This window comes from Spirillospora sp. NPDC052269 (assembly GCF_040679435.1).
Taxonomy (GTDB): domain Bacteria; phylum Actinomycetota; class Actinomycetes; order Streptosporangiales; family Streptosporangiaceae; genus Spirillospora.
On record NZ_JBFAUU010000025.1, the window covers coordinates 61,332 to 86,886 of the forward strand.

A 25,555-nucleotide genomic window follows, 5' to 3' on the forward strand; every position below is an offset into this window, starting at 1 on the left:
GTGGCCGTCCCGAAGCGGAAGAAGTCGCGCAGCAACACGCGGCACCGTCGTTCGCAGTGGAAGACCGCTGCCCCGACCCTGGTCGAGTGCCCGACCTGCCGTGACACCAAGCTGCCGCACACCGCGTGCCAGACGTGCGGCACCTACGACCGGCGTCAGGTCATCGCGCCGTCGGCCTGACGACTGATCTCGTCGTAACCGGGGGGTGGTCGCGTGCTGCACGCGACCACCCCTCGCGGCTCTCCGGAGTCCGCGGCGGCGCCCGCCGCCGCGGCCCGGGGACCGGCCACCCGGCGCGCCGCGCCAGCGTGGTGACCGGCCGAGGCCAGCGCCCGGAGCCGTGGTGCACGCCGGGAACATTCCCACCGGCGCGCACCTCGCTTTCGCGGACACACCTCCGCCGCCCCATCGCCGCCGCACGCGCCGTCCACAGGCAGCCTCAGGAGGCTGCCACGCCAGGCGAGGAGGGCCTGTGAGCGGCAAGAAGGACCGTCCCATCCCGGACAGCGCCGAGTTGGTCTCGGCACTACAGGTCGAGGTCACGCCCGACCTGCTGGAGCGGGCGCTGACGCACCGTTCCTACGCCTACGAGAACGGCGGCCTGCCGACCAACGAGCGCCTGGAGTTCCTGGGCGACTCCGTGCTCGGCCTGGTCGTCACCGACACCCTGTTCCGCGGCCACCCGGACCTGCCCGAGGGGCAGCTCGCCAAACTCCGCGCCGCCGTGGTGAACATGCGCGCCCTCGCGGGCGTCGCGCGCGAGCTGGGCGTCGGCCGGCACATCCGGCTCGGCCGGGGCGAGGAGGGCACCGGCGGGCGGGACAAGTCGTCCATCCTCGCCGACACCCTGGAGGCGCTGATCGGCGCGGTCTACCTCGACCGCGGCCTGGACGAGGCGTCCGCGCTGGTGCACCGGCTGTTCGACGCGCTGATCACCCGCTCCGCGGGCCTCGGCGCGGGCCTGGACTGGAAGACCTCGCTCCAGGAGCTCACCGCCGTCGAGGAGCTCGGCGTCCCCGAGTACCACGTGGCCGAGTCCGGCCCCGACCACCAGAAGACGTTCCGCGCCTCGGTGCGGGTCGGCGGCACGGCCTACGGCTCCGGTGAGGGCCGCTCCAAGAAGGAGGCCGAGCAGCACGCCGCCGAGGCCGCCTGGCACGCCATCCGCGAGACGGTCGTCCAGCGCGAGGGCGGCGACGCCGCCAAGGGCGACGGCAAGGGCGACGCGGGCACGGGCTCGAAGGGCGGCTCCGGCAAGGGCCGGGACGGCGAGGACAAGGGCGGCGCCGCGGCGGCGGTCGCCGGTGCCTGAGCTTCCCGAGGTCGAGGTCGTCCGGCGCGGCCTGGACCGCTGGGTCACCGGGCGGACGGTCGCGTCCGCCGAGGTGCTGCACCCCCGTGCCGTCCGGCGGCACGAGGAGGGCCCGGCCGACTTCGCCGGACGCCTGGCCGGACGCGTCGTCACACAGCCGAAGCGACGCGGCAAGTACCTGTGGCTGCCCCTGCTCGCGGACGGCACGACGGACGAGCCGGGCGCCGAGCCCACCGAGGCGCTGCTCGCCCACCTGGGCATGAGCGGCCAGCTGCTGGTGGGGGAGCAGGACCGTGAGCGCCACAAGCACCTGCGCGTCCGGGTGACGTTCACCGACGACGGCTCCGACCTGCGGTTCGTCGACCAGCGCACCTTCGGGCACCTGCTGGTCGCCGATCTCGTCCAGGGAAGGGTGGGCGACCCGGTGCCCGAGCCGGTCGCGCACATCGCCCCGGACCCGCTGGAGGACGCCTTCGACGAGGAGGCGTTCGTCACGGCGCTGCGCCGCCGGCGCACCGGCGTCAAGCGGGCGCTGCTCGACCAGTCGCTGATCAGCGGCGTCGGCAACATCTACGCCGACGAGGCGCTGTGGCGGTCGCGGCTGCACTGGGCGCGTCCCACCGAGACCATGACCCGCGCGGAGGCCCTCCGGGTGCTGGAGGCCGCGCGCGAGGTGATGAGCGAGGCGCTCGCGGTCGGCGGGACGTCCTTCGACGCGCTGTACGTCGACGTCAACGGCGACAGCGGCTACTTCGAGCGGTCCCTGGACGCCTACGGCCGCCGGGACGAGCCGTGCCGCCGCTGCGGAACCCCGATCCGCCGCGACGAGTTCATGAACCGCTCGTCCTTCAGCTGCCCGAAGTGCCAGCCGCGCCCCCGCCGGGCGCGCTACTGACGGCCGCGCCGCCGAACCACCGGAGCCCGGTCGCGCGGACCGGGACCGAGACCGAGGACACGGGGGAGACGAGGATGTCGGACGAACCGGACGTGCGGCTGACCGCGTGGGTGCGCGGTCACGTGCAGGGGGTCGGGTTCCGCTGGTGGGTGCGGGCACGCGCGTTGGAGCTGGGGCTCGTGGGAAGCGCGTCGAACCTCCGGGACGGCCGCGTCGAGGTGAACGCGGAAGGATCGCGCACCGCCTGTGATCGGCTGCTGGCGCTGCTGCACCCCGAGGCCGGGCCCGAAAACGGGATTCCCGCGCGTCCGGGGCGCGTGACCGGCCTGGTGGAGCGCTGGAGCGAGCCGCGCGGCGGGGTCTCCGGTTTCGAGGAACGCTGACCGGGTAGGGAAATCCGGTTTGATCCTGCTAAACTAGGGACGACAGGTTGTTACCGGCCTGTGATGTCCGTCTTGACCAGGACTCGTGCCGGTGCGACTCTAGATGATACGCGCACCGAGTCCAGTTGCTTCCCGTGCGCGATTCCTGCTGGTTACTCAGCGTGGAGGACCCTTAGTCATGGCGAAGGCTCTACTCGGCCACGTCGGCGGTCCCGACCCCCGGATGGTCGCGGAGATGCGGCGCCTGCAGCAGCGTGTACGTGACCTGGAGGCCGAGCTCGTTCGGCTCCAGGAGGAGAACGACGCGCTCGCGACGGCGACCGATGGCGACATGGTGTCGCTCGGAGTAAAGGATCGCGAACCGGCGCTGACCTGATCGGCGCCGCTTTTTCACGTCAACGGAGGCAGGGACGCCGTTTCCCATGGCGTCCCTTGTTTCTTTCCCACCGCGCCGCCGACCTCCGCCCGGTCCGCTTGACCCGGTGTTGGTGATGCGTCCGCGGCTCTGACGGTTTCGTCGGCGAGTGCTTGAGCGTCCCTGACGGCTCGTTGGCGCTGCTCGCATTCGTGGGGCGTTATGCGGCCGATCGCGGCACATTGACGGAGAACGGCCGCGTGGATGCGGGGTCCCGGCGTCCTCTGCCGGTATCGTTCGACAGGCTCGCGGGCGTCCGCCCGGCGGGCCACGGGGGTGAGCGAGCCCGCCCGGCGCCGTCGGTGACGGCGTGCGACGGCGAGCCGCGCGCCGCCGGGCGCCTCGGCACGGTCCCGGGGCGACGGCCCGACGCGCGCACCGGCGCCGCTCCCCGACCGCGAACCCGGAGGAGGACGGCGAGCGCGTGTACCTGAAGACCCTGACGCTGCGCGGGTTCAAGTCGTTCGCGTCGTCCACCACGCTGAAGTTCGAGCCCGGGATCACCGCCGTCGTCGGCCCGAACGGGTCCGGCAAGTCCAACGTCGTGGACGCGCTCGCCTGGGTGATGGGCGAGCAGGGGGCCAAGTCGCTGCGCGGCGGCAAGATGGAGGACGTGATCTTCGCGGGCACCGCGAACCGTCCGCCGCTGGGCCGCGCCGAGGTCGTGCTGACCATCGACAACACCGACGGCGCCCTGCCGATCGACTACACCGAGGTCACGATCAGCCGGCTGATGTTCCGGTCCGGCCAGTCGGAGTACGCGATCAACGGCGACTCCTGCCGGCTGCTGGACATCCAGGAGCTGCTGTCGGACTCCGGCATCGGCCGCGAGATGCACGTGATCATCGGGCAGGGCCAGCTGGACCGGGTGCTGCACGCCGGGGCCGAGGGCCGCCGCGCGGTGATCGAGGAGGCGTCGGGCGTCCTGAAGCACCGCAAGCGCAAGGAGAAGGCGCTGCGGAAGCTGGACGCGATGCAGGCCAACCTCACCCGTGTCGAGGACCTGGTCGGCGAGCTGCGCCGCCAGTTGAAGCCGCTGGGACGGCAGGCCGAGATCGCCCGCCGCGCGGCCACGATCCAGGCCGACCTGCGCGACGCCCGGCTGCGGCTGCTGGCCGACGACCTGGTCACGCTGCGGACGAGGCTGGAGCGCGAGGCCGCCGACGAGGCGCAGATCCGCGAGCGGCGCGTCGAGACCGAGCGGGCCCTCGCCGAGGCGCAGGAGCGCGAGAGCGTGCTGGAGGCGGAGGAGGCCGAGCAGGCTCCGAAGCTCGCGCTCGTCCAGGACACCTGGTACCAGCTGTCGTCGCTGAAGGAGCGGCTGCGCGGCGTCGCCGACCTGGCCGCCGAGCGGCACCGGAACGCGGCGGAGGCGCGCGACGAGGAGCGCCGGGGCCGCGACCCCGAGGACATGGAGCGCGAGGCCGCCGAGATCCGCGAGCAGGAGGAGATGCTGCGCGAGGTTCTGGACCAGGCGCAGGACGGGCTGGACACGGCCGTTCAGGAGCGTTCCGCCGCCGAGGAGGGGTTGAACGCCGAGGAGCGCCGCCTGCAGTCCGCCGCGCGCGCCGCCGCCGACCGCCGCGAGGAACTGGCCCGGCTGCGCGGACGCGTCGAGGCGCTGCGGAGCAAGGCGCAGGCGGGGCAGTCGGAGATCGGCCGGCTGTCGGCCGCGCGCGACGACGCCGAGCAGCGCGCGGCGACCGCGCAGACCGAGTTCGAGGCGTTCGAGGCCGAGGTCGTGGAGGACCCGGTGCTCGCCGCCGAGCACGAGGCCGCCCAGGAACTGCTGGCCGCCGCGAAGGAGACCGCCGAGAGCGTGCGCGCCGGCGTGGACCTCCCGCGGCAGGAGCTGAAGGACGCGCGTGCCGCGGTGTCCGCCGCGCGGTCGGCGGACCAGGCGGCGCAGAAGCGCGTGACCGCGCTCCAGGCCCGTATCGAGGCGCTGAACCTGACGCTCGCGTCGGCCGCGGACGGCGGCGAGGCGCTGCTGGCGTCCGGGCTGGACGGCGTGCTCGGCACCGTCGCGTCGCTGCTGACCGTCCGTCCGGGGTACGAGACGGCCGTCGCCGCGGCGCTCGGCGACGTGACCCAGGCGATCGCGGTCGGCTCGCTCGACACCGCCGAGGCCGCGCTGACGCTGCTGCGCGCGAAGGACGCCGGACGCGCCGGGCTGCTGATCGGCGGCGCCGAAGCGGGCGGCGCGGTCGAGCGGATCCCGGGCGTCGACTACGCGATCGACGCGGTGACCGTCCCGGCCGGGGTGCGTCCCGCGATGGAGTTCCTGCTCAGGGACGTCGCGGTCGCCGACGACGTGACGTCCGCGGCCAAGCTCGTCCGGACGCATCCGTCGCTGCGCGTCGTCTCGAGTGACGGCGACCTCGTGGGCGCGCACTGGGCGCAGGGCGGCGGCGCGGGCGGCGGGCAGTCGATCCTGCAGATGCGCGCCACCCTGGACGAGGCGACCGCCGATCTCGAAGCCGCCGAGACCGCGGCCGAGCGTAGCGCGACCGATCTCACAGAGGCGACCGAGGCCGAGCAGGAGGCGCAGGTCTCCCTGGACGCGTCGCAGGCCGCCGTCGGGGAGGCCCAGGTCGGAGTCAACGCGGCTCAGGCCGAACTCGACCGCATCCGCGCGCGTGTGCGCGAGGTGGAGTCACAGGCAGCGCAGGAGGCCAAGCGCGCCGCGCGGCTGGAGGCGGACGTCCGGGCCGCGCGCGGCGAGGTCGAGCGGCTGGGCAAGTCGCTCGAGGCGGTGGCCGAGTCCCGCGAGGCCGACCTTCAGGCGGCCGACGAGCTGGCGATGCGGCTGGAGGAGGCCGAGGAGGCCGCCAACGTCGCCGACGAGGTCGGCGAGGACACCTCCGCCCGCGACGAGCTGTACGCGCAGGTCCAGGAGCTCCGCACGGGCGAGATGGAGGCGCGGCTGTCGGTCCGCACGGCCGAGGAGCGCGTCCAGGCCATCTCCGGACGCGCCGACGCCCTCGAACGCGGAGCCCGCCGCGAGCGCGAGGAGCGCGCCCGCGCCGCCCGCCGCCGCGCCCGCCGCGAGCAGCAGGCGAAGATCGCCGAGGCCGTGCACAAGGGCTCACTGGCCGCGCTGGCGCATATCGAGCACTCGCTCGCCGCGGCCGTCACGCAGCGCGAGGCGGCCGAGGAGGCGCGCGCCGCCCGCGAGTCCGAGCTGCGGGTGATCCGCACGCAGGTGCGCGAGCTGTCGTCCATGCTGGAGCGGCTGGTCAACGTCGTGCACGGCAACGAGGTCGCGCGCGCGGAGCAGCGCCTGCGGCTGGAGCAGCTGGAGCAGCGCGCGCTGGAGGAGTTCGGCCTGGAGGTCGACGCGCTGGTCGGCGAGTACGGGCCTGACCAGCCCGTTCCGCCCGGGCCGGAGGCGCCCGAGGACGCTCGGCCTGTTCCGTACGACCGTCCGACACAGGAGAAGCGGGCGAAGAAGGGCGAGCGCGAGCTGAACCAGCTCGGCAAGGTCAACCCGCTCGCGCTGGAGGAGTTCGCGGCGCTGGAGGAGCGGCACGCGTTCCTGACCTCGCAGCTGGAGGACCTCAAGAAGACCCGCCGTGACCTGCTGCTGGTCGTCAAGGAGGTGGACGACCGGGTGCAGCAGGTGTTCGCGTCCGCTTACGCCGACACCGAGCGCGAGTTCGAGAGGATCTTCGCACGGCTGTTCCCCGGCGGTGAGGGCAGCCTGTCGCTCACCGAACCCGACGACATGCTCACCACCGGCGTCGAGGTCTCGGCGCGTCCGCCGGGCAAGAAGGTCAAGCGGCTGTCGCTGCTGTCCGGCGGCGAGCGGTCACTCGTCGCAATCGCGTTCCTGGTCGCGGTCTTCAAGGCGCGCCCGTCCCCGTTCTACGTCCTGGACGAGGTGGAGGCGGCGCTCGACGACACCAACACGCAGCGGCTCATCAAGGTTTTCGAGGAGCTGCGCGAGTCGTCCCAGCTGATCGTCATCACCCACCAGAAGCGGACGATGGAGGGCGCGGACGCGCTCTACGGCGTGTCGATGCGCGGTGACGGCGTGACCCAGGTGGTCAGCCAGCGCATCGTCCGGGACGAGCCGGAACCCGCCGCCGCGTCCGTTTAGTTCCGCTCGTTCAGGTTGAAGAGGGTTGGGCGATCCGGTAAACATGTCCGCCGGTGTGCTCGTGCTCCCCCGCCTGGAGCGTCCCGCCCGGCGGCTCGGGCGCGCCCGAGAAAGGCGGACGACCCATGGACGTAGCACGCCTGAAAGAGAACTTCGCCCTGGTCGCAGGGCATGGACAGGACGTCGCGGAGTACTTCTACGCGGACCTGTTCGACCGTGACGCGCAGCTGCGCAAGCTGTTCTCCGGCTCCATGGCCAAGCAGCACGAGAAGCTGCTGGAGGCGCTCGCGCACATCGTCGCCCACGTCGACGACACCGACACGCTCGTCCCGTTCCTGCGCGACCTCGGCGTCCGGCACAACGGCTTCGGCGTCGCGGCGGAGTACTACCCGCAGGTCGGCGCGAGCCTGATCGCGACCCTGAAGTACTTCAGCGGCCCGGCCTGGTCGCCGGAGCTGGAGGCCGACTGGGCCGCCGCCTACGGCGTCGTCGCGCAGGTGATGACCGAGGCCGCGGAGGGTGAGCGGGCGAACGCGTGAGACCGGGAGCCCCCGACCACGGCCGCTACCTGGAGAACGAGTGGACGCCCAACGACTGAAGGAGAACTTCGCCCAGGTCGCCCAGCACGGCGACGGCGTGGCGCTGTTCTTCTACTCCGACCTGTTCCTGCGGAACCCGCACCTGCGGGACATGTTCCCGATCGGGATGAGCGGGCAGCGCGACAAGCTGCTGCGCGCCCTCGGGCACGTCGTCTCCAACGTCGACGACCTCGGCGAGCTGGTGCCGTTCCTGCAGGGACTCGGCCGGGACCACCGCAAGTTCGGGATCATCGCCGAGCACTACCCGCACGTCGGGGCGAGCCTGATCGCGACGCTGCGGCACTACTCCGGCGCGTCCTGGACGCCCGAGCTGGAAGCCGACTGGGCCGCCGCCTACGACGTGGTCTCGCACGTCATGCTGGAGGCGGCGGACCAGGACGGGATGTCCGCGCCCGCGTGGTGGAGCGGTGAGGTCGTCGCGGTGGAACGCCGCCGCTTCGACCTCGTCGTGCTGCGGGTGCGGCCCGACCAGGCGCTCCCGTACGCCCCGGGCCAGTCGGTCGCGGTGGAGCTGCCGCAGCGGCTGCGGCAGTGGCGGTACCTGTCGATGGCGAACGCCCCGCGCCCGGACAACACGCTGGACTTCCACGTCCGGCTGGTGGACGGCGGGGCGGTCAGCCCGGTGCTGGTCCGGGCCGTCCAGGCCGGGGACCGGCTGCGGATGGGCGCGCCCGTCGGCACGCTCGTGCTGGACGAGTCGTCCCACCGGGACGTGCTGATGGTCGCGGGCAGCACCGGCCTCGCGCCGCTCAAGGCGATCCTGGAGCAGCTGGCGCTGCGGCAGACGCCGCCGCGCACCACGCTGTTCTTCGGGGCGCGCACCCGCGACGCCCTGTACGACCTGCCGCACCTGGCCGAGCTCGCCGCCAGGAACCCCTGGCTGACGGTGGTGGCGGCCGTGTCGGACGAACCGGGCGGAAGCGGTTTCGGGATGTCGTTCGGCTCGCCGTTCGGCGCTCCGGAGGGCTTCGGCCCGCCCGCGGGGTTCGGCGCGCCGGTGTCCTTCGGGGCGTCCAGCTGGTTCGGCGGACAGCCTCCAGGCCAGGCGCCGGGTCCGCCTCCCGGCCAGGCGCCGGGTCAGGCACCCGGGCAGGCGGCCGCCGGAGACGCGGCGTCCGGGCACGCCGCCTTCGGCGACACGTTCGGATCCGCCGCCGCGCACGCGCCGTCCGCCGGTCCGCGGATCGAGCACGGCACGCTCGCGGAGGTGGTGGGGCGGTACGGCTCATGGCACGGCCACGACATCTACGTGTGCGGGCCGGACGCCATGGTCGAGAGCACGGCGGACCGGCTGCTCCGGGACGGCGTGCCCCGCGACCGCATCCGGCTGGAATCCTTCGCACAGAGGTGATCTCGTGAACCCAGCACACCAGCCCCTCGCCTCGGGCGGCCCCGGCTGACCCCGGGCGAGGTCCAGGCGTCGGCCTTCGCACGGGCGGCGCTCGGCCGCCGCGGGCTCGACGAGGACCAGGTCCGCGAGTTCCTCCAGCGGGTCGAGCACGAGCTGGTCCAGCTCCTGAACGAGCGCGCGGCGCTCGCCCAGGAGGTGGACCGCCTGCGCGCGGCGCCCCGGGAGGGCGGGCCCGACGACGCCAAGCCGGACGACGCGCACTTCCAGGCCGTCCGGATCCTGTCGCAGGCGCAGCAGACCGCCGACCTGTACGTCGCCGACGCCGAGCGGTACACCCGCGAGATGGCCCAGGAGGCGCGGCAGCATCGGGACGCGATCCTGACCGACGCGCAATCGCGGGCCGAGCGGATGATGGAGGAGGCGCACCACCGAGCCGCCACCATGGCCGACCAGGCCGCACGCTCGGCCGGAGCCCCGCCCGAGGCGTCCGCGGCCCCGGCGGACGCGTCCGCCGGAGTCTCCGATGGAGATGACCCGGGTGGACGGCGCGTCGCTCGACGGCGACGAGCGGCGCCGCATGGAGCGTGAGATCGCCTATCTGCGCACCTACAGCGACGTCTACCGGACGCACCTGCGCGCGTACCTCGAAGCGCTGCTGAGGAACGTGGACGAGTGGGAGAAGTCGGAGAAGGAGAAGCCGGATAATCCTCACTAAACGGTTCAAAAAGCCCAGTGATCTGGGCGGACTTTGCCTGCGGATGGCTTCCTTTCCCGAAAACGGAGGCATCGGGGGAGGTGCGATCTAAGCCGGTTTCCGTAGCGTCCGTAGGGTGTCCACGCGGCTCCGATCGCTGATCATCGCCGTCATCGTTTCGGCCGCGCTCCTCGCGCTGGCCGGAATGGTGCTCAACGGGACCACGCTCCGGGATGTCCGGGACGTGGCCGAGCGGCTCACGCTGCGCGACATGCGGCTCTTCCCGCTTCGGCCCGCAAGGCGCCATCACCCGCAGTGGGTTGCGGGCGGCGATCGTGTCCGCAGAGCGGAAAAAAGCCGTCCGGACGGCTCGTCCCCGTCCCTGGGAAAGGGGGCGAGCCGTTCGATGGGTGGGCAATCGCAGGGGAATTCGCGTCCGCCGCACGGCGCTCCGGCCACCGCCGCCAGGCGCTTTCGCTGGGGAAAGCCGATCGCATCCGAGGATTTCCGCTCGGAACACCTCGACCGTCGCGCCTGGGAGGTCTACGACGGCCCGGGCCAGGCCGGCAAGGGACGCCGCAGCCCGCGCGCGGTCAGCGTCCGGAAGGGCGTCCTCACGATCACCGGACGGCCCGACGGCACGACCGGCGGCGTGGCCTGGAGACGCGGTTCGCAGCGAACCGGCCGCTGGGAGGCACGCGTCCGGATGTCCCGCGCCAGCGCCTCGTACCACCCCGTCCTGCTGCTGTGGCCGACCCGCGGCGGCGGTGGAGTCGCCCCCCGAGGCGGCGGCGGTGAGGTGGACTGGCTGGAGGTCGCCGACGACGGCACCCGCCAGAACGCCGAGTTCTTCCTGCACTACGGGCCCACGCGCCGGGACGACCGGCTGGCCGGACACGTCCACGTCGACATGACCCGCTGGCACGCGTTCGCCGTCGAATGGACGTCCACCTGGGTCAGCGGCTTCGTGGACGGCAGGCGCTGGTTCCACACCACCCGCCGCGAGGCCCTGCCGCGCGAGCGGATGGGGCAGACCATCCAGCTCGACTGGTTCCCGGGAGACGCCCGCCACACCGCGCGCGGGATCAACGGAAACACACCGGCGACGCTCCAGGTCGACTGGATCCGCATGTATCGGCGCTGACGGGGCTGGAACGCGTTCCATCCGGCTCTGGGGTACAGGGCATCGGCGGCCGTCTGGAAAACTGGACCCGCTATGGAATACGTGATCCTCATCGCCGGGCTGGCCGTCCTCGCGTTGATCGTGGGCGGCGTGATGTTCTTGCGGCCCGGCCGCCGCAAGCCCCAAGCTCCCGTCGAACCAGCGGAGCGGCCCGACATCCAGGCAGGCGCGACCACCACCGCGCCGCCGGAGGAGGATCAGGCCACCCCGACGGTGGAACGGGCCCCACCCACTCCCGCCGCGCCGCCCAAGCCGGAGATCGAGGTCCCGCCGCCGTCGGCGGGGCGCCTGGTCCGGCTGCGCGCCCGGCTCGCCCGGTCCCAGAACACCTTCGGCAAGACCCTGCTCGGCCTGCTGTCCCGCGACCACCTCGACGACGACGCGTGGGACGAGATCGAGGACACCCTGATCGGCGCCGACATCGGCGTCTCGGTGGCCCGCCAGATCACCGACGACCTGCGCACCCGCGTCCAGGTGCTCGGCAGCCGCACGCCCACCGAGGTCCGCGCCCTGCTGCACGAGGAGCTGGTCAAGCAGATCGGCACGGACCTGGACCGGTCGCTCCACACCCAGCGGCACGGCGACAAGCCCGCCATCCTGATGGTCGTCGGCGTCAACGGCACCGGCAAGACCACCACGACCGGCAAGCTCGCCCGCGTCCTGGTCGGGGACGGCAAGACCGTCGTCCTCGGCGCGGCCGACACCTTCCGCGCCGCCGCCGCCGACCAGCTGCAGACCTGGGGCGAGCGGGTCGGCGCGCAGGTCGTCCGCAAGGACGAGGGCGCCGACCCGGCGTCCGTCGCGTTCGACGCGGTCAAGCAGGGCATCGACAGCAAGGTCGACACGGTGATCATCGACACCGCGGGCCGGCTGCACACCAAGACCGGCCTGATGGACGAGCTCGGCAAGGTCAAGCGGGTCGTGGAGAAGCAGGCCGCGGTCGACGAGGTCCTGCTCGTCCTGGACGCCACCACCGGTCAGAACGGCATGCAGCAGGCACGCGTGTTCGCCGAGGTCGTCAACATCACCGGCGTCGTCCTGACCAAGCTGGACGGCACCGCCAAGGGCGGCATCGTCGTCCAGGTGCAGCGCGAGCTGGGCGTCCCGGTCAAGCTCGTCGGCCTCGGCGAGGGCCCGGACGACCTGGCCCCGTTCGAGCCCGACGCGTTCGTGGACGCCATCCTCGGCGACTGATCACCCACCGATCACCGACTGATCGAAAGGCCCCGCCGGTCACCCGACCGGCGGGGCCTTTCCTATGGGAAGACCTCACCGAAATGCCCGGAACACCTGTCCGGGCGGGCAGGTGGTGAGGGTTCCGAAACAACCGCGCAACACGCGGTGACGGGGTTTCACACCGTCGAAACACGGGAGCCGAACAGGCGAAACGGCCGCGCCGGAATCTTTTGCCCAGTCCACGTTCCCGGCCGAGGAGGGGCATCCCCCGAGATGAAGATCGACACAGGCGCGACGGCCTGGATGCTGGCCGCCACGGCGATGGTGCTGTTCATGACCCCCGGGCTGGCGTTCTTCTACGGCGGCATGACGCGCGCGAAGAGCGTGCTGAACATGATGATGATGTCGTTCGGCAGCATCGTCACCGTGACGGTCCTGTGGGTCCTCTTCGGCCACTCCGTCGCCTTCACCGACAACGGCAGCTCGTTTCTCAACAAGTTCCTCGGCGGGTTCGGCGCGGTCGGGCTGAAAGGGACGGTCACCGCGATCCAGCAGGGCGCCACTCCCGACCACAACATCCCGCTGCTGGTCTACTCGGCCTTCCAGCTCACCTTCGCGATCATCACGGTGGCGCTGATCAGCGGGGCGATCGCCGATCGCGCGAAGTTCGGCGCCTGGATGGCCTTCACGGTGGTGTGGGCGTCGCTGGTGTACTTCCCGGTCGCGCACTGGGTGTGGGGGACCGGCTGGCTGAACGCCCTCGGCATCGAGGACTTCGCCGGCGGGACGGTCGTCCACGTCAACGCCGGTTCGGCGGGGCTCGCGCTGGCGATCGTCCTGGGCCGGCGGCGCGGCTGGCCGAAGGAGCCGATGCGTCCGCACAACCTGCCGTTCGTCCTGCTCGGGGTGGCGATCCTGTGGTTCGGCTGGTTCGGGTTCAACGCGGGCTCGGAGATCGGCGTCGACACCACCACGGGCCTCGCGTTCATGAACACCCAGATCGCGACCGCCGTGGCGGCCGGGGCCTGGATGGTCGTGGAGAAGCTCCGGGACGGCCACGCCACCACGCTCGGCGCGGCGTCCGGCGCGGTCGCCGGCCTCGTCGCGATCACCCCCGCGTGCGGGTTCGTCGACCCGTGGGCGGCGATCGTCCTCGGCCTGGTCGCGGGCGCGGTCTGCGCCTACGCGATCGGCCTGAAGTACCGGCTCGGCTACGACGACTCGTTGGACGTCGTCGGCGTGCACCTGGTCGGCGGCGCGGTCGGCGCGGTCTCGCTGGGCTTCCTGGCGGCGTACCCGGCGCTGTCCTCGCAGCACAAGGGCCTGTTCTACGGCGGCGGCCTCCACCAGCTCGGCCTGCAGGTCCTCGGCCCGGTCGTGATCGGCCTCTACTCGTTCGCGATGGCGTGGATCATCGCCAAGGTGATCGACAAGACGATGGGATTCCGGATCGACGAGGAGGACGAGGCGACCGGCGTGGACCTCACCGCGCACGCCGAGACCGCCTACGACCTCGCCCCGGCGGGCGCCGGCTCGGTCCGCACCGGCCACGCGACCGCCGTGCCCGGCCCCGCGGCCCCCGACCCTGTGCCGACCGGCCCTGTGACGACCGGCGGCACAGCCGCCGAGAAGAAGGTGGAGGCGTGACCGTGAAGCTCATCACCGCGGTGATCAAGCCGTTCAAGCTCGACGAGGTCAGGGCCGCGCTGGAGGCCTTCGGGATCCGGGGCCTCACCGTCAGCGAGGCCAGCGGCTTCGGCCGCCAGAAAGGCCACACCGAGGTCTACCGGGGCGCCGAGTACAAGGTCGACCTGGTGCCGAAGCTCCGCGTCGAGGTCCTGGTGGACGACGAGGACGCGCACGACGTCATCGACGTCATCGTCAAGGCCGCCCGCACCGACAAGATCGGCGACGGCAAGGTCTGGGCCGTTCCGGTGGACACGGTCGTGCGCGTCCGCACCGGCGAGACCGGCCCGGACGCCCTGTAGGAGGCCGCGTGGCCCCCGCCCGGGGAACGCCCGGATCCACGGAACACGGCGGGGCCGGAGCCCTCGACTCCGGCCCCGCCGCCTCCGCGCCACGGGCCCGCGCGGCCATCGCCGCGGCCCGCGCCGCCCGCACGACCGACCTCGACCGTCGTCTCACGGCGCTCTTCACCGCCGCGATCGCCCCGCAGCCCGAAGACGAGGTCCGAGGCCGCGCGGCGAACCCCGCGAGCGCCGAGCATCCAGCGGGCACGGCGGGCACGGCGGGTGCGGCAGACGCAGCGGGCAGGGCGGGTGCAGAGGGGCAGGCAGGCGCGACGGACGTGGCGTTGGTCGCGGTCGGGAGCCACGCGCGGCGTGAGCTGACGCCCGGCGGCGACCTCGACCTGGTGCTCCTGCATCGAGGACGCGACGACGTGAAGGGGATCGCCGATCGGCTCTGGTACCCGATCTGGGACGCGGGGCTGCGGCTCGACCACTCCGTCCGGACCGTCCAGGAGGCGCGGACGGTCGCCCGCGACGACATGAAGGCCGCGCTCGGCCTGCTCGCGCCACGCCACATCGCCGGGGACCGCACGCTCCTGGACGAGGCGCGCGCGGCCGTCCTGGCCGACTGGCGGGCGGACGCGCGGCACCGGCTCACCGAGCTCCGCGCCCTGTGCCGGGAGCGCTGGGACGCCCAGGGTGAACTCGCGTTCCTGCTGGAGGGCGACCTGAAGGAGGCGCGCGGCGGGCTCCGCGACGTGGAGGTGATGAACGCCGTCGCCTCGTCCTGGGTGGCCCCCGCGCCGGACGGCCGGGTCCGCGAGGCCCGAGACCTGCTGCTGGACGTCCGGCACGCGCTCCAGACGATCACCGGACGACCGTCCGACCGGCTCGTCCTGCAGGAGCAGGAGGCCGTCGCCACGGCGCTCGGCATGCTCGACGCGGACGTCCTCCTGAGGGCGGTCGCCACGGCAGCCCGGACGATCACCCACGCCGACGACCAGGTCTGGCGGCGTGTCGACAGGTTCGCCCGTCCCCGCGACGGACGCGGCGGGCCACGGCGCCGACCCGTCGGGGACGGTGCCGTCGAGCAGGACGGCGAGGTCGTGCTCGCCCGCAACGCCGACCTGAAGGACCCGGCGCTGTCGCTCCGCGTCGCCGCGTCCGCCGCGCAGAACGGCCTGCCCCTGGCCCCGGCGACCGTGGACACGCTCGCCGGGAGAGCCGTCCTGCCCGGTGCGCCGTGGCCACCGGAGGCCCGCGACGCCCTGGTCTCGCTCCTCGGCGCGGGGCCCGCCGCGATCGGCGTCTGGGAGGCCCTCGACCAGGCCGGGCTGATCGTCCGGCTGCTGCCCGACTGGGAACGTGTCCGGAACCGGCCGCAGCGCAACCCCGTGCACCGCTTCACCGTGGACCGCCACCTCGTCGAGACCGCCGCCGGAGCCGCCGCGCTGACCCGCGAGGTCGCCCGCCCCGACCTGCTGCTCGTCGGCGCGTTGCTGCACGACGTCGGCAAGGGCCTGCCAGGTGATCATTCGGTCCGCGGAGCGGTCGTGGCATGCGACGCCGCCGCCCGGATGGGCTTTCCGGCCGACGACGTGAAGGTGCTGGAAACCGTCGTCCGGCACCACCTGTTGCTGCCCGAGACCGCCACCCGCCGCGACATCGACGATCCGAAGACGATCGAGAGCGTCCTGACCGCCGTCGCCGAGGCCCCGGGGCGCGAACGCGACGTCCTCGAACTGCTCGCCGCCCTCGCGGTCGCGGACGGTCAGGCCACCGGCCCCGCCGCCTGGGGCTCCTGGAAGGCCCGCCTGGTGGCGGAACTGGCCCGCCGCGCGCTGATGTCGCTCGCGGGCGGGACGCTGCCGCCCGCGCCGTCCCTCGGACCGGACACCCTGGCGCTGGCCAGGCACGACGGCGCGGCCGTCCGGGTCCAGGGCGCACGGATCATGATCGCCGCGCCGGACCGCCCGGGGCTGCTGTGGCGCGCGGCGGGCGTCCTGGCCCTGCACCGCCTGGCCGTCCGCACGGCCAGGATCGTCTCCGAAACCGTCCCGAAGGCCGAAACGCCCGGTGCCGCGACCGCTGTGCTCGATTTCACGGCCGTCCCCGAGTTCGGCGAACCGCCCGACCCGGCCGCGCTGGAATCCGACCTGCGCCGCATGCTGGCCGGACGGCTCGATGTCGCGGACCGGCTCGAACGCCGGGCGCGGGCCGTCCGGATCCGGCCCGGAGCCGCCGTCCCGCCGCCGCGCGTCACGATCGTCCCGGACGCCTCGGAGAGCGCGACCGTCGTCGAGGTCCGCGCCCACGACCGCCCCGGCCTGCTGTGGCGGGTCGGCCAGGTGCTCGGCGAGTGCGGCCTCCAGGTGATCGCCGCCCGCGTGGACACCCTGGGCGCGGAGGCCGTCGACGCCTTCTACGTCGTGGACGGCGAGGGCCGTCCGCTGGGGGAGTCCGCCGCGTCCGTCCGCGACCATGTCCTGGGGTCTCTGGGCTGATTCCACGACAAGCCGAACAAGACGGAAACCGGACGGGGCGGGACCCGGCGCATGACCCGATAGTCTGATAGGCGATCCCACGAAGCTTTCCAAGGACGGGTCCACACGTGTTCGAGACGCTCTCCGACCGGTTGACGACGGTTTTCTCGTCGCTGCGCAGCAAGGGCCGGCTCTCCGAGGCCGACATCAACGCGACGGCCCGCGAGATCCGCGTCGCGCTGCTGGAAGCCGACGTCGCGCTGCCCGTGGTGAAGGACTTCATCGCGCGGATCAAGGAACGGGCCGGGGGCGCGGAGGTCTCCCAGGCGCTCAACCCGGCGCAGCAGGTCGTCAAGATCGTCAACGAGGAGCTCATCGGCATCCTCGGCGGCGAGACCCGCCGGATGAACCTGGCCAAGAACCCGCCGACCGTGATCATGCTCGCGGGCCTCCAGGGCGCCGGCAAGACCACCCTCGCGGGCAAGCTCGCCCGGCACCTGAAGAAGGAGGGGCACGCGCCGCTGCTGGTCGCGGCCGACCTCCAGCGCCCCAACGCCGTCCAGCAGCTGCAGGTCGTCGGCGAGCGCGCCGGGGTCCAGGTCTTCGCCCCCGAGCCCGGCTCCGGCGTCGGCGACCCGGTGGACGTGGCGCGCCGCTCCATCGAGCAGGCCCGGCACGCCCAGCACGACATGGTCATCATCGACACCGCGGGCCGCCTCGGCGTCGACGCGGAGATGATGCAGCAGGCCATCGACATCCGCGACGCGGTCAAGCCGGACGAGATCCTCTTCGTCGTCGACGCCATGGTCGGCCAGGACGCGGTGAACACCGCGCAGGCGTTCATGGACGGCGTCGGCTTCGACGGCGTCGTCCTCACCAAGCTCGACGGCGACGCCCGCGGTGGCGCGGCCCTGTCGGTGCGGCACATCACCGGCCGGCCGATCATGTTCGCGTCCACCGGCGAGAAGCTGGACGACTTCAGCGTCTTCCACCCCGACCGGATGGCCGGGCGCATCCTCGACATGGGTGACATCCTCACCCTGATCGAGCAGGCCGAGCAGGCGTTCGACGCCCAGCAGGCCGAGAAGATGACCACCAAGTTCGCGTCCGGCGAGGACTTCACGCTCGAGGACTTCCTCGAGCAGATGATGATGATCCGCAAGCTCGGGCCGATCGGCAACCTGCTCGGCATGATGCCGGGCATGGGCCAGGTCCGGGACCAGATCTCCCAGATCGACGACAAGGACCTGGACCGGGTCGCCGCGATCATCCGCTCCATGACGCCGGAGGAGCGCTCCAACCCGAAGATCATCAACGGCTCCCGCCGGGCCCGTATCGCCAAGGGCTCCGGCGTCCAGGTCGGCGAGGTGTCCAGCCTGGTCACCCGGTTCTTCGACGCGCAGAAGATGGTCCGCGCGATGGCCGGCAACATGGGCTTCCCCGGCATGCCGGGCCGCCGCCGCGCCAAGCAGGCGCAGAAGGCCGCGAAGAAGAAGGGCAAGCAGCGCAGCGGCGACCCGCGCAAGCGCTCCGTCGGCAAGCAGCCCGCCGACCAGCCCGCCGCCGACGCCATGCCGCAGGGACTGCCGCCGGGCCTCGGCGGCCAGCTCCCGCCCGGCCTGGCCAAGCAGCTCCCGCCCGGCTTCCAGATGCCCGACCTGGGTGACCTGGGCGGCGGCAAGAAGAAGTGACCCGCAAGAAGTAACCCGACTCACAACGAACGCCGCGTTCCGCTTCCCGCGGGCCGCGGCGTTCGTCGTGCCCGGGTCCGGCGGACGTGTGGGCGGTTCGTGGTCACGGGTGTCCGTGCGCGCCGATTCTCCTTGTTTTCCGGCCTGTTGGACGGTCCGGGACCGGCGCTTCGGACGTTCGTTCTCAGTGCAACGTTCGCCCAGGTCAGGCGGGCTTTGCCGATCGAGTGGCCGCGTGTCATCGTCCGATTGCGCTTTTTCCGCGAACGTCTGGCAGAATGGCGAGCTGGAAACCCCGGAATCGCGCTGGCGCCCTCTCTCGTCTCGCGCGTCCGGAGTCCACAGAGCTGGCCGGTCGCCGGTGTCCCCACCTGGTGCGGCCAAGCTCACCTGTACCAAGTCTGGAGAACACCACACCCGTGGCAGTCAAGATCAAGCTCAAGCGTCTGGGGAAGATCCGGAACCCGCAGTACCGGATCGTCGTCGCCGACTCCCGCACCAAGCGGGACGGTCGCGCCATCGAGGAGATCGGCCTCTACCAGCCCAAGCAGGAGCCGTCGCTCATCGAGATCGACTCCGAGCGCGCGCAGTACTGGCTGGGCGTCGGCGCGCAGCCGACCGAGCCGGTGCTGAGCCTGCTCAAGGTCACCGGCGACTGGCAGAAGTTCAAGGGCGAGCCGGGCGCCGAGGGCACCCTGCGCAAGGCCGAGCCGAAGCCGGACAAGAAGGCCGTCTTCGAGGCCGCCGTCAAGGAGTCGATGGGCGACGTCGAGGCCGCCGCCCCGGCCGCCAAGCCGAAGAAGAAGGCCGAGGCCAAGAAGGCCGACGCCGACTCCGCCGAGACCGAAGTCAAGAGCGAGGACTGACGTGCTCGAAGAAGCGCTCGAGCACCTGGTGCGAGGGATCGTGGAGAACCCGGACGACGTCCGGGTCCGCGCCCGCCGCATCAGGGGCGGCCGGGTTCTGGAGGTGCGTGTGCACCCCGACGACCTCGGCAAGGTCATCGGCCGAAGCGGTCGCACCGCCAAGGCCCTGCGCACGGTCGTCAGCGCCCTCTCCGGAGGCCGCTACGTGCGTGTCGACCTGCTCGACGTCAACGAGGTCCGCTGACCCCGTTGTGCTCGGGCGCAGGGCTCCCCGGCGCGGACGGTCCGTCCGTCCGCACGTAGGGAAGCGCTGAGGCCACGCTTTGGCGCGCCCTTCTCGGGAGCTCACTTCGCCGCCGTCCAAGTGACGGCGGAACCCACCCCACATCGGGGAGGACGTCACAACGGACCCGCTCGCGGGCCCGACAACGATCCGAGCCGCCACGTCGTCCAACGACGCGGCGGCTCGGATCGCGTTTTACCCCAGACCCATCACAAACCCCCGTCTCCCGCGCAGCGCCGCCGCGGCCGTCGCCGTCCAGCGGTGATCGCACCGGCGGTGGGGGTGCGGTTGTCCCGGGCATGGGGATCCGGCTGGCAGGCTTGAGGCCGGGACGTGATCGCCGCCGGAGCGGCGGCGGCGCGGGTTCTCCTACATTGATCATTCGCTGGAAGGGACGGCTCGTGGCCGAACGGATCGTGATCGGCCGGATCGGGCGTCCGCACGGCGTCCGTGGCGACAGCACGGTGGACGTGCGGACCGACGACCCGGAGCTGCGGTTCGCGCCGGGCACCGAGATCGCCACCGACCCCGCGGGGAACGGCCCGCTGGTCGTCGAGCAGGCCCGCTGGCACTCCGGGCGCCTGGTCGTCCGGTTCGCGGGCGCCGCCGACCGGAACGCCGCCGAGGCCCTGCGCGGCACCTGGCTCGTCGTGGACGCGGACGACATCCCCGAATCGGACGACCCCGACGACTTCCACGACGCGCAGCTGGTCGGCCTGGCCGTCCGCACCGTGGACGGCGCCGATGTGGGCGAGGTCACCGAGATCCGCCACCACGGCCAGGACCTGCTGGTCATCCGCCGCACCGGCGGCGGCGAGCTGCTGGTGCCGTTCGTCGCCGCGATCGTCCCCGAGGTGGACGTGGCGGGCGGCAGGCTCGTCATCGACCCGCCCGCCGGCCTCCTGGACGAGGACTGACCCGCGCGATGCGACTCGACATCATCAGCATCTTCCCCGAGTACTTCGCCCCCCTCGACGTCTCGCTGATCGGCAAGGCCCGGCGCACCGGGCTGCTCGACGTCCACGTCCACGACCTGCGGTCCTGGACGCACGACCGGCACCGCACCGTGGACGACACCCCCTACGGCGGCGGCCCCGGCATGGTCATGAAGCCCGAGCCGTGGGGCGAGGCGCTGGACGCCGTCGCCCCGCCGGACGGCCCGGCCCCGCGGCTGGTGGTCCCGACCCCGTCCGGACGTCCGTTCACCCAGGCCATGGCCGCCGAGATGGCCGCCGAGGACCACCTCCTGTTCGCCTGCGGACGCTACGAGGGCATCGACTCCCGCGTCGTCGCGGAGGCCGCCACCCGCATGCCGGTGTCCGAGGTCAGCCTCGGCGACTTCGTGCTGGCGGGCGGCGAGGTCGCCGTCCTGGTGATGGTCGAGGCGATCGGACGGCTCATCCCCGGCGTCCTCGGGAACGCCGAGTCCGTCGCCGACGACTCGTTCGCGCCCGGAGCGATGGAATCGCTGCTGGAGGGGCCCGTCTACACCAAGCCCCCGGTCTGGCGGGAGCGTGCGGTCCCGGAGATCCTGCTGTCGGGCAACCACGGCGCGATCGCCCGCTGGCGGCGTGACCAGGCGATCCGCCGCACCGCCGAGAACCGCCCCGAGCTGCTCGGACGCCTCGCCCCCGAAAAGCTTGACAAGCATGATCGGAAGATCCTCGCCGAGGCCGGCTTTCCGGAGCACGGCGAAGATATGGCAAACTAGAGCGTCGCCGTGTGCTCGTCACGCACGGCGCGCAGACTTCCAAGAAGATCCATTCCGCGCGGAGCGACGCCCCCATGCAGAACAGGTCGGGGCCTCTCGACGTCCGCGTTCGACACGACTGAGGTACAGCTGCCATGCACGCTTTGATCCAGGAGATCGAGAAGGCCGCCCTGCGGTCCGACGTCCCGGACTTCCGCCCCGGCGACACCGTGCGCGTCCACGCGCGCATCACCGAGGGCAAGGTCACCCGTGTCCAGGTCTTCGAGGGCGTCGTGATCCGCCGTCAGGGCGGCGGCTCGCGCGAGACCTTCACCGTCCGCAAGATCAGCAAGGGTGGCTACGGCGTCGAGCGCACCTGGCCGATCAACAGCCCGCACATCGAGAAGCTCGAGGTCGCGATCCGCGGTGACGTCCGCCGCGCCAAGCTGTACTACCTGCGCAACCTGCGCGGCAAGGCGGCTCGCATCAAGGAGAAGCGCGACTTCTGATCGCTCTCGCCTCGCGAAGCGTCCGGCGCCCCGGGATCCCGACCACGGATCCCGGGGCGCCGCCCGTTTTGGGGGAAAGTGCACGTCATAGGGGGTCGGCACGTGGGCGCGACACGGCCATGCACGAGATTCGGCGGCCCTCCCGCCGCTAGTCTGGCGCTCTGATGACTTACGAGGACGATCGGAGAGACGTGCGTTCCGAAGCCGAGGGCGCGGTGCCCGAAGAGAAGCAGACCGTGACCTCCGAGCGAGAGCCGTCCCCCGAACGCGAACCGTCCGAGCCCGCCGACGAGGCCGCGCCCGAGCAGCCCGCCGCGTCGCCGGACGAGGCGGAGGACGCGGAACCCACCGGGAAGAAGCGCAGGAAGCCGGGCTCGTTCCTGAAGGAACTGCCCGTCCTGATCGGCGTCGCCCTCGTCCTCGCCCTGGTGATCAAGGCGTTCGTCGTGCAGGCGTTCTACATCCCGTCCGGCTCGATGGAGAACACCCTCCAGATCGGCGACCGCGTCCTGGTCAACAAGGTCGTCTACCACACCCGGGACGTCTCCCGCGGCGACGTCGTCGTCTTCAACGGCCTCGACTCCTGGGACCCGGAGGTCCAGGTCAGCAGCCCGAGCAACCCCGTCAGCAAGGTCCTGCACGCCATCGGCGGCGCGTTCGGCGTCGCGCCGAACGAGAAGGACTACATCAAGCGCGTCATCGGCCTCCCCGGTGACCACGTGAAGTGCTGCGACGCCCAGGGCCGCGTCACGGTCAACGGCGTCCCGCTGAGCGAGAGCGCCTACCTGTTCACCGACCCGTCGACGCACGTGCAGAACAAGCCGTCCATCGACCCCTTCGACGCCACCGTCGGCCCCGGGCAGCTCTGGGTCATGGGCGACCACCGCGAAGCCTCGTCCGACTCCCGCTGGCACCGCGGCGACCGTGGCGGCGGCACCATCCCCATCGACCACGTCATCGGCCGCGCCTTCGTCATCGTCTGGCCCCTGAGCCGCATCGACACCCTTCCCATCCCGTCCACCTTCAAGCAGCCGACCCTCAAGGCCGCCGCCGCCCTGGCCCCGGCCGCCCCACTGACCCTGGGCTTCCTGGGCGCCATCCCCATCACCTACCTGACCCGCCGCCTACGCCTACGCCGCCACTAGACAACCGCTCCTGCCGACAAGCCAAGCCACCGCCGCTCCCACCTCGGCAGGAACCGATCAACCACCACACCCGCAGGCCAAACAACAACCACCACCCCTGCAAGCCCTGCCCCTGAGCTGCCCCAGCGAGCCACCCCACACCCGGCACCCACAAGGCACCCCACGCAAGGCACCCCACGCGAGGCACCCCACACGTGGCACCCCACACGTGGCGGCTCACGCGAGGCGGCCCACACGTGGCGGCCCACGCGAGGCACCCCACACGTGGCGGCTCACGCGAGGCACCCCACACGTGGCGGCTCACGCGAGGCGGCCCACACGTGGCGGCCCACGCGAGGCACCCCACACGTGGCGGCCCACGCGAGGCACCCCACACGTGGCGGCCCACGCGAGGCGGCCCACACGAGAGCGGCGCACGCTCGATGCATCAGCGAGGCAGCTCACGCCAGGCGGCCCATGTGAGCGGCTCGCGCGAGGGCGGCCCACGCGAGGGGGGTGCACGCTCGGCGCCCCAGCGAGCCAGCCCCGCGCGAGCCAGCCCGCGCGGGGTGGCCCATGCGAGGGCGGTCCGCTCCCAACCCCCCGCGTGGTGCGGGGGAATCCGACCGCCGGGCCTCTCATGCTGGCGCCACATCCCACCCACGCGAGCCTTCGCGTACGCAGCGCCCTCACCGTGCGCAGCGCTTTCCTGCCCGCGCGCAGGGCGTTCACCGTCCGCGGGGCCTCGCTGCCCGTGCGCGGGGCCTTCGCGTCCGCAGTACCTTCACTGCCCGACGCCCGCACGCAGGGCCTTCACCGTCCGCAGGGCCTCCCTGCCCGTGCGCGGGGCCGTCACCGTCCGCAGGGCCTCCTCGCCCGCCCGCAGTGCCTTCACTGGCCGCGGGGCCTCGCTGCCCGTGCGCGGGGCCTTCGAGTCCGCAGCACTTTCACCGTCCGACGGCCGCGCGCAGCGCTTCCCCGTCCGCAGCGCTTCCCGCCCGCAGGGGCTTTACCGTCCGCAGGGCCTTCCCGCCCGTGCGCAGTGCCTTCGAGTGCGGCAGCGCCTTCCCGCCCGCAGGGCCCCCGTGTGCATGCCCTGCCGGAGCTGGCCCGCTGGGGTTCCGCCCTGGGCCTAGCCAGGGTTGACGCGGACATGAACTGCGGCTTCGTGGTGATCAACCGCTCTGGGGAGCGGTGAAGCGCCAAAACGGGGTTTTCCGGCTTTCCAGGGACGTACGCTGCGAGTATGAAGGGTCGTCCACTGCGGTTCACGCCAAGGCGTGACGCGGGGCTGTACGGCTTCGAGCGTGCCCTCGGACACGGGGGATTCAGCCCCGTGGCCGGGGTGGACGAGGCGGGCCGCGGAGCCTGCGCCGGGCCATTGGTGATCGGTGCCGCGATCTTGGCGGATGGCAAACGAGGCCGGATCGAGGGCCTCAGCGACTCCAAACTGCTCACCCCGGCTCGCCGAGAGGCGCTCTACGAGGAGATCACCGAGCGCGCGGCGAGTTGGAGCGTGATCATCGTCCCCCGGGACGAGGTGGACCGCCTCGGCGTGCATCGTTGCAACATCACCGGTATGCGCCGAGCCGTGGCTGCGCTCGGCCAGCGCCCCGAGTACGTCCTGAGCGACGGTTTCTCGGTCCCCGGCCTGGTGGCTCCCAGCCTCGGCGTGATCAAGGGTGATCAGGTGGTGGCCTGCATCGCCGCCGCCTCGATCGTGGCGAAGGTCACCCGAGACCGGATCATGGTTGACCTGCACGAGCGATTCCCCCTGTACGGCTTCGACGTGCACAAGGGATACGCGACCAAGGCGCACACCGCGGCCCTCGCCGAACACGGTCCCTGCGAGGAACACCGCCTCTCCTTCGTCAATGTGGGCCGGGTGGTGCGTAAGAATGGGGAGGTGGTCACGGGGGAGCAGGCCGGGGAGGACCACAGGACCCGGACGGAAGGGACACGGGTGTGAGCGCCGAGGATCTCGAGAAGTACGAAACCGAGATGGAGCTTCAGCTCTATCGCGAGTACCGCGACGTCGTCGGCCTCTTCAGCTACGTCGTGGAGACCGAGCGCCGCTTCTACCTGACCAACTCGGTCGACCTCCAGGTCCGAGGTGCCGACAACGGTGAGGTCTACTTCGAGGTCACCATGCAGGACGCCTGGGTCTGGGACATGTACCGCCCCGCCAGGTTCGTCAAGAACGTCCGCGTGGTCACCTTCAAGGACGTCAACGTCGAAGAACTCGCAAAGAGCGACTTCGAACTTCCCGCGGAGCAATAAGTCCCACTCCGCCCCAGCCAATTTCCCATTATTCCCTTGGTTGGCGGCGTTGACCGTCCCCAAACGGTTGGAAGGTCCATCCCAACGCGCTGCCTCTCGTTCTGTCCTCCTGTGCTGCCTCCTCCCGAGTGGGGGCGACCGGCTTAACGTCGTGTCCATGCGCGTGGCCCCCCCGACGCGCTGGCTTCCGTCCGCCCGTCGGCAGCCCCGCCTTGGCAGAGCCACCCGCTCCACTTCGGACTCGGCGCTTTTAGGGCAGTTCGCTCCTCCAGGGAGTTCCGTCTCAACCAACAAATCCGTTTCCACCACAGATTTCGCCCCAGCAAGGCGAACGGCATCGTCGGACGTGAAGGTGTGTTACTGACGGGGAACGGACCGTCGCCGAAGGACGGCGAGTGGTCGTTCAAGGGTCTCAAATCGCACTATCCGCGCTCCCCACGCCGTGCTCCCCACGCCGTGCTCCCCACGCCGTGCTCCCCACGCCGTGCTCCCCACGCCGTGCTCCCCACGCCGTGCTCCCCACGCCGTGCTCCCCACCGGCTGATATAT

24 protein-coding genes are annotated in these 25,555 nt (G+C 72.1%); all 24 read left to right on the top strand.

The window, feature by feature from the left end; genetic code table 11:
- The 24 genes from rpmF (at nt 1) to AB0L06_RS38875 (ending at nt 25,006) form a co-directional block, all read left to right on the top strand.
- Nucleotides 1-180, top strand: a complete 180-nt coding sequence (gene rpmF / locus AB0L06_RS38760) for a 50S ribosomal protein L32 (protein WP_026414645.1) — start codon at nt 1-3, stop codon at nt 178-180.
- A gap of 316 nt (nt 181-496) precedes the next feature.
- The gene (rnc, locus tag AB0L06_RS38765) at nt 497-1,312 is read left to right on the top strand and encodes a ribonuclease III (RefSeq protein ID WP_500236253.1); all 816 of its coding nucleotides are present in this window, start codon (nt 497-499) and stop codon (nt 1,310-1,312) included.
- Nucleotides 1,305-2,207, top strand: a complete 903-nt coding sequence (mutM, locus tag AB0L06_RS38770) for a bifunctional DNA-formamidopyrimidine glycosylase/DNA-(apurinic or apyrimidinic site) lyase (protein ID WP_500236203.1) — start codon at nt 1,305-1,307, stop codon at nt 2,205-2,207. Before rnc ends, mutM begins: the two co-directional genes overlap by 8 nt.
- A 74-nt stretch (nt 2,208-2,281) precedes the next feature.
- A complete protein-coding gene (locus AB0L06_RS38775; RefSeq protein WP_500236204.1) occupies nt 2,282-2,590 on the top strand; it encodes an acylphosphatase in 309 nt (102 codons plus the stop codon).
- Between the two features lie 178 nt (nt 2,591-2,768).
- Nucleotides 2,769-2,966, top strand: a complete 198-nt coding sequence (locus AB0L06_RS38780; protein WP_500236206.1) for a hypothetical protein — start codon at nt 2,769-2,771, stop codon at nt 2,964-2,966.
- Nucleotides 2,967-3,429: 463 nt separating this feature from the next.
- A complete protein-coding gene (smc, locus tag AB0L06_RS38785; RefSeq protein ID WP_500236255.1) occupies nt 3,430-7,107 on the top strand; it encodes a chromosome segregation protein SMC in 3,678 nt (1,225 codons plus the stop codon).
- Nucleotides 7,108-7,232: 125 nt separating this feature from the next.
- Nucleotides 7,233-7,646 carry a globin domain-containing protein gene (locus AB0L06_RS38790; protein ID WP_500236207.1) on the top strand — a complete coding sequence of 138 codons (414 nt, stop codon included), beginning with the start codon at nt 7,233-7,235 and terminating at the stop codon, nt 7,644-7,646.
- A gap of 40 nt (nt 7,647-7,686) precedes the next feature.
- Nucleotides 7,687-9,057, top strand: a complete 1,371-nt coding sequence (locus AB0L06_RS38795; RefSeq protein WP_500236208.1) for a globin domain-containing protein — start codon at nt 7,687-7,689, stop codon at nt 9,055-9,057.
- Between the two features lie 45 nt (nt 9,058-9,102).
- Entirely contained in the window at nt 9,103-9,645 is a 543-nt protein-coding gene (locus AB0L06_RS38800) for a DivIVA domain-containing protein (RefSeq protein ID WP_500236257.1), read from the top strand.
- Complete coding sequence (locus tag AB0L06_RS38805; RefSeq protein ID WP_500236209.1) at nt 9,635-9,772, top strand: hypothetical protein; 138 nt, start codon at nt 9,635-9,637, stop codon at nt 9,770-9,772. The genes AB0L06_RS38800 and AB0L06_RS38805 overlap by 11 nt, the downstream gene beginning before the upstream one ends.
- Nucleotides 9,773-9,887: 115 nt before the next feature.
- Entirely contained in the window at nt 9,888-10,895 is a 1,008-nt protein-coding gene (locus AB0L06_RS38810) for a glycoside hydrolase family 16 protein (protein ID WP_500236210.1), read from the top strand.
- 72 nt (nt 10,896-10,967) lie between these two features.
- Nucleotides 10,968-12,128 carry a signal recognition particle-docking protein FtsY gene (gene ftsY / locus AB0L06_RS38815; protein ID WP_500236211.1) on the top strand — a complete coding sequence of 387 codons (1,161 nt, stop codon included), beginning with the start codon at nt 10,968-10,970 and terminating at the stop codon, nt 12,126-12,128.
- Between the two features lie 255 nt (nt 12,129-12,383).
- Nucleotides 12,384-13,757, top strand: a complete 1,374-nt coding sequence (locus tag AB0L06_RS38820; protein ID WP_500236213.1) for an ammonium transporter — start codon at nt 12,384-12,386, stop codon at nt 13,755-13,757.
- Nucleotides 13,754-14,098 (top strand): P-II family nitrogen regulator, encoded by a 345-nt coding sequence (locus AB0L06_RS38825; protein WP_500236215.1) that lies wholly within the window; start codon nt 13,754-13,756, stop codon nt 14,096-14,098. The genes AB0L06_RS38820 and AB0L06_RS38825 overlap by 4 nt, the downstream gene beginning before the upstream one ends.
- 8 nt (nt 14,099-14,106) lie before the next feature.
- Nucleotides 14,107-16,584 carry a [protein-PII] uridylyltransferase gene (locus AB0L06_RS38830; RefSeq protein ID WP_500236216.1) on the top strand — a complete coding sequence of 826 codons (2,478 nt, stop codon included), beginning with the start codon at nt 14,107-14,109 and terminating at the stop codon, nt 16,582-16,584.
- Between the two features lie 107 nt (nt 16,585-16,691).
- The gene (ffh, locus tag AB0L06_RS38835) at nt 16,692-18,254 is read left to right on the top strand and encodes a signal recognition particle protein (protein WP_500236217.1); all 1,563 of its coding nucleotides are present in this window, start codon (nt 16,692-16,694) and stop codon (nt 18,252-18,254) included.
- Nucleotides 18,255-18,673: 419 nt separating this feature from the next.
- Complete coding sequence (gene rpsP / locus AB0L06_RS38840; RefSeq protein ID WP_500236218.1) at nt 18,674-19,120, top strand: 30S ribosomal protein S16; 447 nt, start codon at nt 18,674-18,676, stop codon at nt 19,118-19,120.
- 1 nt (nt 19,121) lies between these two features.
- Nucleotides 19,122-19,364, top strand: coding sequence for an RNA-binding protein (locus AB0L06_RS38845; protein ID WP_122193291.1), 243 nt, complete (start codon nt 19,122-19,124; stop codon nt 19,362-19,364).
- A gap of 440 nt (nt 19,365-19,804) precedes the next feature.
- Complete coding sequence (rimM, locus tag AB0L06_RS38850) at nt 19,805-20,320, top strand: ribosome maturation factor RimM (RefSeq protein ID WP_500236220.1); 516 nt, start codon at nt 19,805-19,807, stop codon at nt 20,318-20,320.
- A gap of 8 nt (nt 20,321-20,328) precedes the next feature.
- On the top strand, nt 20,329-21,114 hold the full coding sequence (gene trmD, locus AB0L06_RS38855; RefSeq protein WP_500236221.1) for a tRNA (guanosine(37)-N1)-methyltransferase TrmD: 786 nt from the start codon (nt 20,329-20,331) through the stop codon (nt 21,112-21,114).
- Between the two features lie 134 nt (nt 21,115-21,248).
- Complete coding sequence (rplS, locus tag AB0L06_RS38860) at nt 21,249-21,602, top strand: 50S ribosomal protein L19 (RefSeq protein ID WP_026414629.1); 354 nt, start codon at nt 21,249-21,251, stop codon at nt 21,600-21,602.
- A gap of 191 nt (nt 21,603-21,793) precedes the next feature.
- Nucleotides 21,794-22,747, top strand: a complete 954-nt coding sequence (gene lepB, locus AB0L06_RS38865; RefSeq protein WP_500236223.1) for a signal peptidase I — start codon at nt 21,794-21,796, stop codon at nt 22,745-22,747.
- 1,225 nt (nt 22,748-23,972) lie between these two features.
- Nucleotides 23,973-24,695 carry a ribonuclease HII gene (locus AB0L06_RS38870; RefSeq protein WP_500236224.1) on the top strand — a complete coding sequence of 241 codons (723 nt, stop codon included), beginning with the start codon at nt 23,973-23,975 and terminating at the stop codon, nt 24,693-24,695.
- Nucleotides 24,692-25,006 (top strand): DUF2469 domain-containing protein, encoded by a 315-nt coding sequence (locus AB0L06_RS38875; protein WP_500236226.1) that lies wholly within the window; start codon nt 24,692-24,694, stop codon nt 25,004-25,006. Before AB0L06_RS38870 ends, AB0L06_RS38875 begins: the two co-directional genes overlap by 4 nt.
- Nucleotides 25,007-25,555: the final 549 nt, after the last annotated feature.

What these genes read in the sequence shown, in the direction of transcription:
- AB0L06_RS38775 (WP_500236204.1), top strand. Translation starts at nt 2,282, where the DNA reads ATGTCGGACGAACCGGACGTGCGGCTGACCGCGTGGGTGCGCGGTCAC.
- AB0L06_RS38780 (WP_500236206.1), top strand. Translation starts at nt 2,769, where the DNA reads ATGGCGAAGGCTCTACTCGGCCACGTCGGCGGTCCCGACCCCCGGATG.
- AB0L06_RS38790 (WP_500236207.1), top strand. Translation starts at nt 7,233, where the DNA reads ATGGACGTAGCACGCCTGAAAGAGAACTTCGCCCTGGTCGCAGGGCAT.
- AB0L06_RS38805 (WP_500236209.1), top strand. Translation starts at nt 9,635, where the DNA reads ATGGAGCGTGAGATCGCCTATCTGCGCACCTACAGCGACGTCTACCGG.
- ftsY (WP_500236211.1), top strand. Translation starts at nt 10,968, where the DNA reads ATGGAATACGTGATCCTCATCGCCGGGCTGGCCGTCCTCGCGTTGATC.
- AB0L06_RS38820 (WP_500236213.1), top strand. Translation starts at nt 12,384, where the DNA reads ATGAAGATCGACACAGGCGCGACGGCCTGGATGCTGGCCGCCACGGCG.
- trmD (WP_500236221.1), top strand. Translation starts at nt 20,329, where the DNA reads ATGCGACTCGACATCATCAGCATCTTCCCCGAGTACTTCGCCCCCCTC.
- rplS (WP_026414629.1), top strand. Translation starts at nt 21,249, where the DNA reads ATGCACGCTTTGATCCAGGAGATCGAGAAGGCCGCCCTGCGGTCCGAC.
- AB0L06_RS38870 (WP_500236224.1), top strand. Translation starts at nt 23,973, where the DNA reads ATGAAGGGTCGTCCACTGCGGTTCACGCCAAGGCGTGACGCGGGGCTG.